Genomic DNA, 13,164 nt, shown 5'->3' with positions numbered 1-13,164 from the left:
AAAGGCATAAACCGGTGCGATGGTGAAGCTGGTAACTGCAAGCAGCGAACAAACGTGGAGTCGATTCAACACGGTCACTGGCTTCACTCCTCTACCCGGACTTCGCGGAACATACCCATCTCCATGTGGTACAGCAGATGGCAGTGGTAGGCCCATCGCCCCAGGGCGTCGGCGGTGACGCGATAGCTGCGCTTGGATCCGGGTGGCATGTCGATGGTGTGCTTGCGAACCAGGAAGTTGCCTTCCTCGTCCTCCAGGTCGCTCCACATGCCGTGCAGGTGAATTGGGTGCGTCATCATCGTGTCGTTCACCAGCACGATCCTCACACGCTCCCCGTATTTGAGAACCAGAGGGTGAGCTTCGGAGAACTTGATCCCATCGAAGGACCAGGCAAACTTCTCCATGTGTCCTGTCAGATGTAGCTCGATGGTACGGCTTGGCTCGCGGCCATCAGGGTCTTCGAAAGTGCTTTTGAGGTCGGCGTAGGTGAGTACCTTGCGTCCGTTGTTACGCAGGCCCAGGCCGGGGTCATTCAATTTGGCGGTAGGCGTCATCGCCTGCATGTCGACCAGCGGGTTGTTCTTCTCACTCGCAGGATGACTTTGCATCGTCATGCCGCCCATTCCAGACATCGAACCATGGTCCATCCCCGCCATAGCGCTGTGGTCCATGCCCTGTACGGAGGACATCTTGCTGTGGTCCATGGCTGGCATGGGGCTGCCTCCCATGCTGCTCATGGTCTGCATATCATCACCGGCCGCCGAATTCGTACCCTTCATGCTGCCGTGGTCCATGCCGCCATGGTCCATACCGCCCATACCCATGTCGTCCATCGTGACCAAGGGGCGAGGATCAAGCGGAGGGACTGGAGCCACCAAGCCATCCCGCACGGCAAGGGTGCCGCGGGCATAGCCGGTACGATCCATTGACTGGGCGAAGACCGTGTAAGCCTCGCCTGTAGGCTCGACGATGACATCGTAGGTTTCGGCCACGGCGATACGAAGCTCGTCGACCTCAACCGGGTTCACGTAAAGACCATCAGACGCTACTACGGTCATTTTCAGGCCTGGGATACGGATGTCGAAGTACGTCATGGCGGAGCCATTGATGAATCGAAGCCGTAGCTTCTCACCAGGACGGAACAGGCCTGTCCAATTCATGTTCGGAGCCTGGCCATTGAGCAGGTAGGTGTAGGTTGCGCCGCTTACATCCGCAAGGTCCGTGGGATTCATCTTCATCTCAGCCCACATCTTGCGATCCGCCAGCGTCGCGGCCCAGCCCTTGTCAGCGACGTCGTTGACGAAGTCGCCAACGGTGCGCTTGTGGAAGTTGTAGTAGTCGGACTGTTTTTTCAGCGTGCGCATCAGCGAAGCCGGATCTTCATCCGTCCAGTCCGTCAGCATCACCACATGCTCACGATCGTATTTGAAAGGCTCGGGCTCCTTCGCCTCGATGACAAGGGGGCCGTAGACCCCTACCTGTTCTTGGAAGCCTGAGTGGCTGTGATACCAGTAGGTCCCGTTCTGTTGGAGCTTGAATTGATAAACGTACATCCCGCCCGGCTCAATGCCTGCGAAACTCAGGCCCGGCACCCCGTCCATGTTTGGCGGAAGGATGATGCCGTGCCAGTGAATCGAGGTGGCCGCATCAAGCTTGTTGCGCACGCGAAGCGTCACCGTGTCGCCCTCCTTCCATCGCAAAAGGGGCCCTGGCAATCCGCCGTTGATCACCATCGCTGTGCGACGCTTGCCGGTAATGTTCACTGGCATCTCGCCAATCGACAGGTCGAACTCCGTGCCCGTCAGAGTGCTGAGCGCCGTTGAGCCAGCTGCTGCCCAACTGGGAGAACGCCACAAGCCCAGTCCCCCCAGCATGCCTGCAGCCGCGAGGCCTTTGACGAAGGTACGTCGAGAGGTTCTTGATTCCATACGAGCAGGCCCTGGTAGGGAGGACGGCAGTGGCGCCGTGCACAGGAGTTAGAAGATTAGGCGGAAAGATGTCATAGCGCTTTGTAGGGCGCGATTACATTTCTGTAAGCATTAGGTGGCCGCTCCACTAGCAGCAAACCTTGCCGCCCTCATCCTTTTTTTCTTTAGACATCCCGGCTAGCCTCGGCTCGGCTTTTTCGCTTTGCGCTGCTTGTTGGGCGTCCATCATGCGAGTGAAGACGCGATCGGCGCCCCCTTCAGCAAAAGCAGACGAGGAAAGGGTGAAAGCAAGAGCGAGGAACACAGCTTTAGAAAGGTTCATGACGAAGCACCTCAGGCAAACACAGCGGCACATGCCGCGGACCACAAGGTAGCGCTGGAAAGCTTTCAGTAGACTGAGCCGAGGATTACAAAGTAGTCAGCTTTCGACCCGGAACCCTCGTATTCCAATGCCCTGTGCATACCTGTTGAGCGTATCGAGTGACCGAAATACCCTTACTACTTCGCGTCTAGAGCGGAGAGGAAAATGTCGGCTCTCTTTGCTGTAACGCACCTGCAATTGCCACCCATGGCCGTCGGGACCTGGAATTGCGCGCACGTCGTATGCGGCCCCGGCCGCTACAAGCGCACTGAGCCCTTCAGCGCTGATTGACTGACGCATGACGGCTACGCTTCGGAGGCCGGCTTTTATCGAGGGCAGCCACGATATCCTCCGGCATGAAATCTTTCGCCTTCTTCTTCGGCGGCTCTTGGCGCTGCGCTTTGGTTGGCTTTGGATTGCGAGGTACCGCTTGGGACCGACGGCTATCGCGCTGCTCTTGCATCCGCTGCGCGACCTGCAAGACGTGGCCCAGCCGCTTGTTTTCCACGATGGTGCCTTGGCTGACCTCAGGCAACTGATCCAACGTCTCGTAGGAAAAGAGAATCCCTGCTGAACGGACCTCAATCCGGCCGTCAGGGTAGTGATAGATCTCTGCGTATCGGCCTGCTAAAGCTCGTGCTTGTAGCGTGTCGTGCAGGACATAGAGACGTCTGTCGTACTGCAGCGTGAGGCTTTTCGATACCCGCCGCGGTTCCCGCCATGTGAAGGTTAGAGACAGGTCCTAGTCGTCGCGTACTGGCCGGTGTTACGGCCAAATAGTAATGTCGCGATCCAGCCAGATAGAAATGTCCCGATCACGTATGGCAGCTAGCCTAGCGGCTTTGCAGCCGATGCGGAGCGATCAGGATGTCAGCCTACGAGCGGATCACGATGAGCCTACGCGAAGTCGATCGCCTCAAGGTCATCCAGGCGGTGACCGAGGGTTTCCTTACGCCCACACGCGCCGCCCAGCGCCTGCAGCTGAGTACCCGGCAGGTTCACCGCCTGGTGCAGCGTTACCGGGACGCCGGCGTTTCGGGCCTGACCTCACGTAAGCGCGGCCAGCCCAGCAATCATCAGCTGCGGCCTGGCCTTGAGCAGCGTGCCGCCGCTCTAATCCGGCAGCACTACCAGGATTTCGGTCCCACGCTTGCGGCCGAAAAGCTCGTTGAATGTCACGGCTTACGCCTGGCCAAGGAAACCGTCCGGCGCATCATGATGGATGCCGGGTTATGGACGCCGCGTCGGCAGCGACCGCCCAAGGTGTACCAGCCACGCAATCGCCGGGCCTGCCTGGGCGAGCTGATCCAGATCGATGGCAGCGATCATCGATGGTACGAGGACCGAGCACCGGCATGCACCCTTCTGGTCTACATCGACGACGCCACCAGTCGCCTGATGCACCTAGCCTTCACCCGCAGCGAATCGACCTTCAGCTACTTCCAGGCTACCCGGGCCTACTTGGAGCACCACGGTAAGCCCTTGGCGCTCTACAGCGACAAGGCCAGTGTGTTTCGAGTCAACAGCAAAGATGCTCAGGGTGGCAATGGCCACACGCAGTTCGCCAGGGCCATGTTCGAGCTGAACATCGATACCTTCTGCGCCAACTCCAGCCAGGCTAAGGGCCGCGTGGAGCGAGCCCATCTCACCTTGCAGGATCGCCTGGTCAAAGAATTGCGACTACGAAACATCAGCACCGTCGACGCCGCTAACGCTTATCTGCCGCTTTTCATGGCCGATTACAATCGCCGCTTCGGTAAAATTGCCCGCTCGGATTTCGATGCGCACCGGCCTGTCAAGGCTAAATAGAAATGTCGCTCTGGTGACTAAGTAGAAATGTCTGTCTCACCGGCGCAGTAATCTTGTTGTGGACCGCTGACGAAAGTGCGCAGGCGCAAACGTCCACTGTGCAGGTCACGGTTGCAACGTTCAACGCGCTGGGTGGTGGTAGGTGGTGTTCGATTCGGGCTGCTCAACTTGCTACAAGGGGATGATGAGTGCCTGAAAGCAATCAAAACATTCGCCTCACCTACCTCCGCGTTAGGAGTTGAGCTGGACCGCAGCTTTTTCTAATGCTTTAGATTCTGGCTCGAGTTTTCCTTCTTCCTTCTGTCGCGCGCGGGGTGGGTGAGTAGGAAGTTGGAGCGCGGGCAAAAGGGGGGCAGGTGGTGCCTGTGAAGCTGGTTTTTTCTAGGGCAGTATATTTTTAGGTGTGCAGAAAGCGCCACAGGGCGCTTTCTGTCCGAGCCTCAGATGCGCGGCATCAATCGTCTACGGCCAAACAGACGCGTAGCCTCAGTTGGTCGCTTTGACGTTGGATGCTTTATCCGGCTGACGCCCTTCCTGCGCCAGCGTTTCATGCATCTCTCGATGCTGCTGGAGCGCCGCCTGGCTATCGCGGAAATCTTCGTTGTGCGAGATCGAGCGCTCGCTGCCATCTGCGGCATAGCTGAGGCCCGCAACGGCGAGGGTGGCGGCAAACAGGGCAGTTTTAAGGAACGTCATGGTGTTTCTCCTTCTAGAGTGCAGCGTGGGTATAAGAGCCACTCTAGAGGGGCGCGGCTAACGCCAGGATGAGCCGCGCATTACAATCCTGTCATCCTGCCGGGGGCTGTTCGCGACGGCGCAGGACGCTGTGGTAGAGCGCAGGCAAGACCAGCAGTGTCAGGGCAGTGGAGGACAGGATGCCGCCGATCACCACGGTCGCTAGCGGGCGCTGTACCTCCGCCCCGGTGCCTGTCGCCAGGGCCATGGGAATGAAGCCCAACGAGGCCACCAGCGCCGTCATCAGCACCGGCCGCAGGCGGACCAGCGCGCCCTCGCGCACGGCGATATCCAGCGGCTTGCCCTCCTCCAGCAGGCCACGGATGAAGGAGACCATCACCAAGCCATTGAGCACCGCGACGCCTGACAGTGCGATGAAGCCCACACCGGCCGAGATCGACAAGGGAATGTCCCGCAACCACAACGCCAATACCCCGCCTGTCAAGGCGAAGGGAATGCCGGTAAAGACCACGAGGCCGTCGCGCAGATTGCCGAACATCATGAACAGCAGCACGAACACCAGCAGCAAGGCCACCGGCACCACGAGTTGCAGGCGGGCGGCGGCGGCCTGTAGCTGCTCGAATTGGCCGCCCCAACTGGTCCAGTAGCCTACGGGAATTCGCACCTGGTCCGTGATGGCGGCAGTGGCATCCGTCACGAAGCTACCCAGGTCCCGATCGCGCACATTGGCACTGACGATCACCAGACGCTTACCGTCTTCACGGCTGACCTGATTCGGCCCCAGCACCGTTTCCAGGCGCGCCACATCGGCCAGGGGAATGAACTCGACGCGCCCTTCCACCGCCGGCAATGGAATGGGCAAGCGCGCCAGCACCGCCGGATCGCTACGCAGGGCTTCCGGGAGGCGGATCATCAGATCGAAGCGGCGATCGCCCTCGAAAAGCGTGCCGGCCTTGCGTCCGCCGAGCGCAGTTGCGACCACATCCTGGATGTCACCGACATTGAGGCCGTAGCGCGCGGCTCGCTCACGATCGATCTGCACGCTCAGCAGCGGCAACCCACCGGTCTGCTCTACCTTCACCTCGGCAGCGCCGGTGACCTTCTGCAACACCCTGGCGATGTCCGCAGCGGTCTTGTTCAGCACCGCCATGTCGTCGCCGAAGACCTTGACCGCCACATCGCTGCGCACGCCGGAAATCAACTCGTTGAATCTCAGCTGGATCGGTTGCGACAGCTCGTAATTGCTACCGGGTACACGCGCAGCCGCTGCTTCCAGCTCGGCCATCAGCTGCTCGCGGGACTTGCCTGGATCAGGCCACTGCGCCTTCGGCTTGAGCATCACGTAGCTATCAGAGATGTTCGGTGGCATCGGATCCGCGGCGATCTCGGCGGTGCCGGTACGCGCGAATACCCGCTCCACCTCGGGTACCTGATCCAGGATGGAGCGCTCCAGGCGCTGCTGCATGTCCACCGATTGCCCCAGGCCGGTACCCGGCACCCTGAGCGCCTGCAGCGCGAAATCACCTTCGCTCAAGCTGGGCACGAATTCACTGCCCAGGCGCAGGGCCAGCAACACCGTCAGCACCACGCTCAGGCCAGCGCCGGCGAACACCAGTGGCCGCCGACGCATGGCTGCATCCAGCGCGACGGCATACCCGCGCCGCGCCGCGCTCATCAGCCGATTGTCCTTCTCCTGCACCCGACCCGTGACGAACAGCGCCACGGCCGCCGGGACGAAAGTAATGGACAGCAACATGGCGCCCAACAGGGCGATCACCACGGTAAAGGCCATGGGATGGAACATCTTGCCTTCCACACCCGTCAGGGCGAACACCGGTAGATAGACCACCATGATGATCAGCTGCCCGAAGATGAGGGGTCTCCGCGCCTCGCGGGCGGCGGCGAACACTTCCTGGAAGCGCTCCCGGCGATCGAGCGCCCGACCGTGCCGTTCCTGGGCATGAGCCAGCCGGCGAATGGCATTCTCCACGATCACCACGGCGCCATCGACGATGATGCCGAAGTCGAGCGCACCCAGACTCATCAGGTTGGCGCTGACCCGATTCGCGGCCATGCCACTGAAGGTGAAGAGCATCGACAGCGGGATCACCAGCGCCGTGATCAACGCCGCGCGCAGATTGCCGAGGAAGACGAAGAGCACCGCGATGACCAGCAGCGCACCCTCTACAAGATTCTTGCGTACCGTAGCGATCGCCTTGTCCACCAGCGTGGTGCGGTCGTACACGGCGACCGCCTGCACGCCTTCCGGCAGGTTGCGGTTGATCTGCGCCAGGCGCTCGGCCACTGCCAGGGCCACCTCGCGGCTGTTCTCCCCCACCCGCATGAAGACGGTGCCAAGCACCGCCTCTTCGCCATTTTCGGTAGCTGCTCCGGAGCGTGACTCCTGCCCGACCCCGACCGTGGCCACATCCCGGATCCGTACCGGAGTACCGTCCACGGTAGCGAGCACGATGGTGGCGATATCCTCGACGGAGGCGAGCTGCCCCGGTACCCGAATCACCAGCTGCTCCCCGGCGCGCTCGATGAAACCGGCGCCGACATTGGCGTTGTTCCGCTCGAGCGCCATCGCCAATTGCTCTAGGGTGATGCGATAGCCTGCCAGCCGTTTGGGATCGGGCGCGATCTGATATTCCTTGGCATAGCCGCCAATGGTGTTGACTTCCGCCACCCCGGGCACGGTGCGCAACTGGGGTTTGACGATCCAGTCCTGGATCTCCCGCAGATCGGTGAGCGTATAGGCTTCGCCGTCAGCGCGGCGCGCCTGGGGCGCGGCCTTCACCGTCCAGAGGAAGATTTCCCCAAGCCCCGTGGACAGCGGACCCAGGTTGACCTCCACACCCTCTGGCAGGGCTTCGCGCGCACCCTGGAGGCGCTCGCTCACCTGCTGGCGAGCGAAGAACAGATCCGTCCCATCGGCGAAAATGACACTGATCTGGGCAAAGCCCGAACGCGACAACGAACGGGTCCGCTCCAGTCCCGGCAGGCCGGCCATGGCTGTTTCCAGCGGATAGGTGACCCGCTGCTCGACCTCCAGCGGCGAGGCGCCCGGTACTTCTGCATTGATCTGCACCTGGACGTTGGTGATGTCCGGCACCGCATCGATGGGCAGGTGGCGATAGCTGTAGATCCCGAGTGCAGCGATGCCGAGCGTGGCAAGCAGCACCAACCAGCGCTGCTCAATGGCGAAGCGAAGAATACGTTCGAACATGATGCGCCCTTAGTGGGAGTGCTCGGCCGAGCCCTTGCCCAGTTCCGACTTGAGAATGAAGCTACCGCGATCGGCCACCACCTGGCCGGCGCTCAAGCCCTGACGAATCTCTGTGCGCTCACTGTCCCGGACCCCGGTGACCACGGGTGTCGCCTGAAAGCCGTCTGCCGTCCGGACGAACACCACGGTGCGATCCTCCACGACATGCACGGCGCCATTGGGCACGCCAAGTACCTTGGCCCGTCGCTCGTCATCGAGCCGCACCGTAACGAACAGACCCGGGCGCCAGGCGCCCGCCGGATTGGCTAGGGTGACGCGCGCGGTCGCCGCCCGGGTCTGTTCGCCCAGCAGATTGCCAACATGCGCCACGGTGCCCTCGGTGCGGCTATCCAGCTCACCCGCGAGTACCTCCACCTTTCGGCCAACGGTGACTCGATCGAGGTCACGCGCAGGAACGGCGAACGTGGCCCAGACGCGGGACAGGTCGGTGAGCGTGAAGAGGTTGCTGGCTTCGTCCACCCGCTCACCCAGGACCAGGTGCTTCTCCACCACCACGCCGTCGAAGGGCGCGCGCAGCTGGTAGCGACTGCCGCCCTGAGCGGAGGCTGCTCCACCCAAGGCCTGTGCTTTTTGACGGGCGTTGCGTACAGCAATCTCGGCTTCCTGCAGTGTCTGCCGCGCCTGCAGTAGATCCTGCTCGGCGCTGATCCGCTCCTGCCAGAGGTTCTGCTCGCGGGCATACAGGGTGCGCGCCAGTTGCAGCCGCTGCTGCGCGGTCGCCAGCTCGCTGCGCACCTCGGAAAGCTGCTCGCTGGCAATGACTGCTAGCACCTGTCCCTTGCGCACCCGGTCTCCAAGATTCGCCTTCACCTCCTCGACGACGCCGGGCGTACGGGACACCACGTGAGCGGTACGATCTTCATCGAAGCGAATCTCGCCCGGAAGACTCAAAGAGGCGCCAACGCTCACCGGCGTGACCACCTGGGTTTCGATGCCGGCTGCTCGAATCTGCTCTGCGCTCAGCTCGACTTCGCCTTCGGCATGCGTCTCTTCGCCCTCGCCATGGGCGCCCTCGTTCGCGTCATGGCCGTCTTTGCCTTCGTCCAGAGCAGGGCGAGGCTGGGTCGCCTCAGCCTTGGCATCTGCCGATTTCATTAGGGGGGCAGCGGGTTCGGGGTGGTCGTGACCGGTGCCCGCCTGAATGGTACTGAATGGCAGCCCACCGCCAATTACTGCAATCAGCAGCGGCCGCAGCAGTCTCGGCCTGAATGAAGTCATGGTCATGCAAGAACTCCGCACCGGGTCTGATCCCGGGATCTGTAGCGTCATGGGGAGGTGAAGAGCGAGCCGTGGAGGCGTTCGAGGCGGGCCCAGGCATTGATCTGCGCACGTTGAGAGAGCAGGTACTGACCCCGAGCGGCAATGAGGGCGCGCTGGGCTTCCAGCACATCCAGCTGGGCAAAACGTCCCAGCGAGAAGCCGCGAGTTAGGTCATCGACCGTACGCTGGCCCGCCGGCAAAACCCGGTTGCGCAAGTCGTCGACGTCAGCTGATGCACTACGCCAGTCGCGCAGTGCCTGCAGGGTTTCGGCCTGGATCTGCAGCTCGGTCGCTCGCTGTAGATCCCGGGCCTGGTCAGCGCGACTGGACGCGGCGAGCAGGTTGCCCTGGTTGCGATCGAAGAGCGGTAGCGGGAGCGAGAAGCCCACCAGATTGACCCGCTCCCCCTCGAGCTCGTCGTATTGGCTGCCCAGGCTCACCCGCACGTCCGGATAGCGCTGGCTGCGCTGCAGATCGACGTCGGCATCCCCGGCGGCTACCTGCCGCCGCGCCTTGAGCATCGCCGGTGTCTGGCGGATCGCCTGCAGCAGTAGGGCTTCGCCGGGAGGTGCGGGCAGACGATCCAGGTCACCGACCGGCTCACCGAGCTCGGTCACGGAGACACCCAATTGGCGGGCAAGACTCACCCGCGCGTTGTCACGCTGCTGCAGTGCGCGTCTCAGCTCCAGCCGCTGGGTGACCTGTTCTACCTCCGCGCGGGTACCCGATACCGGTGAAATCTTGCCCGCTCGAATTTGCGCCCCTGAGCTGTCCAGGCTGCGCTGGGCCAGTGCCTGCGATTGCTCGGCGAGCCGCACCCCTTCAGCGGCCAGTAACAACTCGTAAAAACTCTGGATGACGTCCGCCCGGAGGGCATAGCGTCGCGCCTCGAGGTCCGCATTGACCACGCCAGCGTTGGCCTCGGCCACCGCCACCCGGGCGGCGCGCTTGCCACCCAGTTCAAAGGGCTGGGTGAGCGTGAGACTGCGCGTCTGACTGGCAGAGCGCGTGTCCTCGACCTCGAAGGCGAGTTCCGGGTTGGGCAGGAGGCCTGCCTGCTGCCGTGCACCTGCGGCCGCGGCGGTCTCCTGGCGGGCCGCCAGGTAGTCGGGATTGTCGCGCAGGGCCTGGGCCAGCGCCTGCTCCAGGGTCAGCGATGAGGCCTGGACCGGTCCGCCGGCGAGCAGCAGACCTAGCCCCAGCGCCAGACCCATCAGGCGCCATGGGGCGGGATATCGACATGGAAGGGATAACGGCACTGCAGCGACTCCTGTGCAGAAGGCGCGACGTTCGAAGAGATCGTCGCGTGATAGCGGAGCCGACTCTAGGGAGCGCCACCTATCGCTCCGGTGACGCCAACATTACAAAGCTGTAAGGAAGTTGCCGCCGTCCAGGTATACCGGCACGCTTGATCGCTTGACTCTCTAGCGGCTACAGGCTTCAGCCTCCGCAACATCCTCGACACGACTGATACAGACGATGCGCTTACTGATAGTGGAAGACGAAGCCCGCGCCGCGGATTATCTGCAGCAAGGCCTCACGGAGAATGGCTATGTGGTTGATCGCGCCGCGACCGGGATTGATGGTCTGCATCTGGCTGTGCAGCAGGATTACGACCTGATCCTGCTGGACATTAATCTGCCGACTATGGACGGTCTGGAGGTCCTGGAATTGCTGCGGCGACGCAAGCAGACCCGCGTGATGCTCCTAACGGGCCAGAGCCGAACCAGCGAGCGCGTCCGAGGACTGGACGCCGGCGCTGACGACTATCTGACCAAGCCGTTCGAGTTTCCGGAGTTGCTCGCCCGCATCCGCGCGTTGCTCAGACGCGGCGAAACGCGAGTGGTCAGTGATACCCTGCACCTGGCCGATCTTGAGCTGCATCCCTTTCGCCATCGTGCGTTTCGCGGGGACCAGCGCATCGACTTGACCAGCAAGGAATTCGCGCTACTTCACCTGCTCATGCAACGCCAGGGCGAAGTGCTCTCCCGCACCGAGATCATCTCGCGCGTTTGGGACATGAATTTCGACTGTGACACCAATGTGGTGGAAGTCGCCGTTCGACGCTTGCGGATGAAGGTCGATGAGCCCTTCGGGGAGGCGCTTATACATACAGTACGAGGCGTTGGCTACGTGATGGAGCGCCGTTCATGAGACCCATGAGCCTCGCCCTGCGCCTGGGGATGATCGTCACAGGCGTGGGCTTGCTGCTGGCTATCATCTTGGTCGTTATGGTGTACAGCGTTCTAGAGCGGGAGCTTGATAAGCGTGCTGTTGACCAGCTGCAAGCCAAATTAGGGCAGATCCAGCACAGCCTGGAAGAGCGTCCTGCAGATCCTACCAAAGCGCCTTGGCAGCACGTACTAGCTGACGCTCTGCTCGGCCACGATGAGCTGTCGGTCACCGTGCTTTCGGCGGAAGAGGACACACCCCTGTATGGGCTTGGCTCCCATGCCTATGCCGATGAGCTACGGCCGGGCCGTTGGCCAGACACCCAGACGTTGGCCTGGCATTCTGATGACGGCCACGATCTATTAACTATCCGGACTAGCCTGACCATCCCATCGCTGCCTCCACTACAGCTACTGCTCAGCCAGGACCGCAGCAGTGATAGATTTTTGTTGGATGCTTTCCTACGTGCAGCCTTGATAAGTCTGCCGATTCTGCTACTGCTGATTGGCGCCGCGGCGTGGTGGACGGGTTATCAGGGCCTTGCGCCGTTACGCCACTTCCGCCGTACTGCCCGTGCGATTACTACCCGGCAGCTGACATTGCGAGTGGATGACACCAATCTGCCTGCAGAAGTAGCTGATCTAGCCATCGCGCTGAACACGATGTTGGAGCGCCTCAATACGGGCGTGCAGCAACTAGACCGCTTTGCAGACGACGTTGCCCATGAATTGCGCGCCCCGCTCGGGATCCTCATAGGTCGAACGCAGATGGTACTTAGCCGGAAGCGTGACGAGGCCACGTATCAAAAGGCCTTGGAGGACTCCCTAGACGAACTGGACCGCTTGAGCCGTATTGTCGCGGACATGCTCCTCCTCGCGCGTCTGGACAGCCACGAACCGCTAACCTCACTGAGCCAAGTGGCCGTCGAGCAAGAGACACTTAAGGTCTGTAGCCTGTTTGAGGCTTATGCCGAAGCGCGCGAAATAGAGCTGGTAGTCAAAGGACAGCTTCAAGTCGAGGGCGACAAGTTGATGATCCAGCGTGCGCTATCGAACCTGCTATCAAACGCTATTCGCCACGCTTATCCAAGAACGGCTGTGATAGTAGAGCTTGCCGCGCAAGAGGAAGGTGGTGGATGGGCAGCTGTGATAAACCAAGGATCTCCCATAGATCCGGATGAGTTATCGAATGTCTTCAATCGCTTTTACCGGGCTGGCGATCAACCTACAGGCGGCAGTGGATTAGGGTTGGCGATCGTCCGCGCGATTATGATTTCTCACCGGGGCCTGGTGCATGCCGAATCTCATGAGGGAATGACGCGCTTCACGCTGACATTTCCTCCAGCAGTTACGCCCGTAACCAACTTTGATGAACAAGGCGAAGCGGAAGCGCTTTGTTCCCCCACCAATAGATAGGTGTGAGCACGATGCTGGTCGATATGGCAGCGTAGACATGTCAATAACTAACCCGGAGCTGTTATAGACAGGGCTGCATATGCAGGACTTCCCGACCAGCGTCTTTCTGCAGACGAACTACAACGTCTTCCAATGCAGCAAGCAGCGCGAGGATACTCGGGCAACCTGTTTATTCGTTTTTACGCATATACGAATGTACACATACCCCTGCCCATGAAGCTGCTTATCTCGCCC

Annotated in this window: 9 protein-coding genes and 1 pseudogene; 3 read left to right on the top strand and 7 right to left on the bottom strand. The window is 61.3% G+C overall.

Features of this window, described 5'->3' with window-relative positions; genetic code table 11:
• Positions 1-83: 83 nt before the first annotated feature.
• The 3 genes from NRG74_RS02885 to NRG74_RS02875 form a co-directional block, all read right to left on the bottom strand.
• A complete protein-coding gene (locus NRG74_RS02885; RefSeq protein ID WP_058786664.1) occupies positions 84-1,928 on the bottom strand; it encodes a copper resistance system multicopper oxidase in 1,845 nt (614 codons plus the stop codon).
• A 127-nt stretch (positions 1,929-2,055) separates the two neighbouring features.
• A complete protein-coding gene (locus NRG74_RS02880; RefSeq protein ID WP_058786665.1) occupies positions 2,056-2,250 on the bottom strand; it encodes a co-regulatory protein PtrA N-terminal domain-containing protein in 195 nt (64 codons plus the stop codon).
• 316 nt (positions 2,251-2,566) lie between these two features.
• A complete protein-coding gene (locus tag NRG74_RS02875; RefSeq protein WP_241493296.1) occupies positions 2,567-2,833 on the bottom strand; it encodes a hypothetical protein in 267 nt (88 codons plus the stop codon).
• Between the two features lie 323 nt (positions 2,834-3,156).
• Here NRG74_RS02875 and NRG74_RS02870 point away from each other — a divergent pair.
• Positions 3,157-4,089 (top strand): annotated as a pseudogene (locus tag NRG74_RS02870) (ISNCY family transposase); the annotation flags it as partial.
• A gap of 495 nt (positions 4,090-4,584) precedes the next feature.
• Here the strand turns inward: NRG74_RS02870 and NRG74_RS02865 are convergent.
• The 4 genes from NRG74_RS02865 to NRG74_RS02850 all read right to left on the bottom strand — a co-directional run bounded on the left by NRG74_RS02865 (position 4,585) and on the right by NRG74_RS02850 (position 10,557).
• A complete protein-coding gene (locus tag NRG74_RS02865; RefSeq protein ID WP_058786667.1) occupies positions 4,585-4,794 on the bottom strand; it encodes a hypothetical protein in 210 nt (69 codons plus the stop codon).
• Positions 4,795-4,885: 91 nt separating this feature from the next.
• Positions 4,886-8,023, bottom strand: a complete 3,138-nt coding sequence (locus NRG74_RS02860; protein ID WP_058786668.1) for a CusA/CzcA family heavy metal efflux RND transporter — start codon at positions 8,021-8,023, stop codon at positions 4,886-4,888.
• Between the two features lie 9 nt (positions 8,024-8,032).
• Positions 8,033-9,301 (bottom strand): efflux RND transporter periplasmic adaptor subunit, encoded by a 1,269-nt coding sequence (locus NRG74_RS02855; RefSeq protein ID WP_391564147.1) that lies wholly within the window; start codon positions 9,299-9,301, stop codon positions 8,033-8,035.
• Between the two features lie 47 nt (positions 9,302-9,348).
• Entirely contained in the window at positions 9,349-10,557 is a 1,209-nt protein-coding gene (locus NRG74_RS02850; protein ID WP_058786669.1) for a TolC family protein, read from the bottom strand.
• Between the two features lie 265 nt (positions 10,558-10,822).
• On the opposite strand from NRG74_RS02850, the gene NRG74_RS02845 reads away from it, so the two are divergent.
• Together NRG74_RS02845 and NRG74_RS02840 are read left to right on the top strand one after the other, a co-directional pair.
• The gene (locus NRG74_RS02845) at positions 10,823-11,497 is read left to right on the top strand and encodes a heavy metal response regulator transcription factor (RefSeq protein WP_058786670.1); all 675 of its coding nucleotides are present in this window, start codon (positions 10,823-10,825) and stop codon (positions 11,495-11,497) included.
• A 5-nt stretch (positions 11,498-11,502) separates the two neighbouring features.
• Positions 11,503-12,930 (top strand): heavy metal sensor histidine kinase, encoded by a 1,428-nt coding sequence (locus NRG74_RS02840; protein WP_184286725.1) that lies wholly within the window; start codon positions 11,503-11,505, stop codon positions 12,928-12,930.
• Positions 12,931-13,164: the final 234 nt, after the last annotated feature.

The organism is Pseudomonas oryzihabitans, assembly GCF_024652905.1.
Lineage (GTDB): Bacteria > Pseudomonadota > Gammaproteobacteria > Pseudomonadales > Pseudomonadaceae > Chryseomonas > Chryseomonas benzopyrenica.
Note: the sequence above shows the minus strand (reverse complement) of the source record. Positions and strands in the feature narration are given on the sequence as shown.

Coding starts and splice junctions, on each gene's coding strand:
- NRG74_RS02880 (WP_058786665.1), bottom strand. CDS start 2,250: ATGAACCTTTCTAAAGCTGTGTTCCTCGCTCTTGCTTTCACCCTTTCC.
- NRG74_RS02840 (WP_184286725.1), top strand. CDS start 11,503: ATGAGCCTCGCCCTGCGCCTGGGGATGATCGTCACAGGCGTGGGCTTG.
- NRG74_RS02865 (WP_058786667.1), bottom strand. CDS start 4,794: ATGACGTTCCTTAAAACTGCCCTGTTTGCCGCCACCCTCGCCGTTGCG.
- NRG74_RS02855 (WP_391564147.1), bottom strand. CDS start 9,301: ATGACTTCATTCAGGCCGAGACTGCTGCGGCCGCTGCTGATTGCAGTA.
- NRG74_RS02845 (WP_058786670.1), top strand. CDS start 10,823: ATGCGCTTACTGATAGTGGAAGACGAAGCCCGCGCCGCGGATTATCTG.
- NRG74_RS02885 (WP_058786664.1), bottom strand. CDS start 1,928: ATGGAATCAAGAACCTCTCGACGTACCTTCGTCAAAGGCCTCGCGGCT.
- NRG74_RS02860 (WP_058786668.1), bottom strand. CDS start 8,023: ATGTTCGAACGTATTCTTCGCTTCGCCATTGAGCAGCGCTGGTTGGTG.
- NRG74_RS02850 (WP_058786669.1), bottom strand. CDS start 10,557: ATGGGTCTGGCGCTGGGGCTAGGTCTGCTGCTCGCCGGCGGACCGGTC.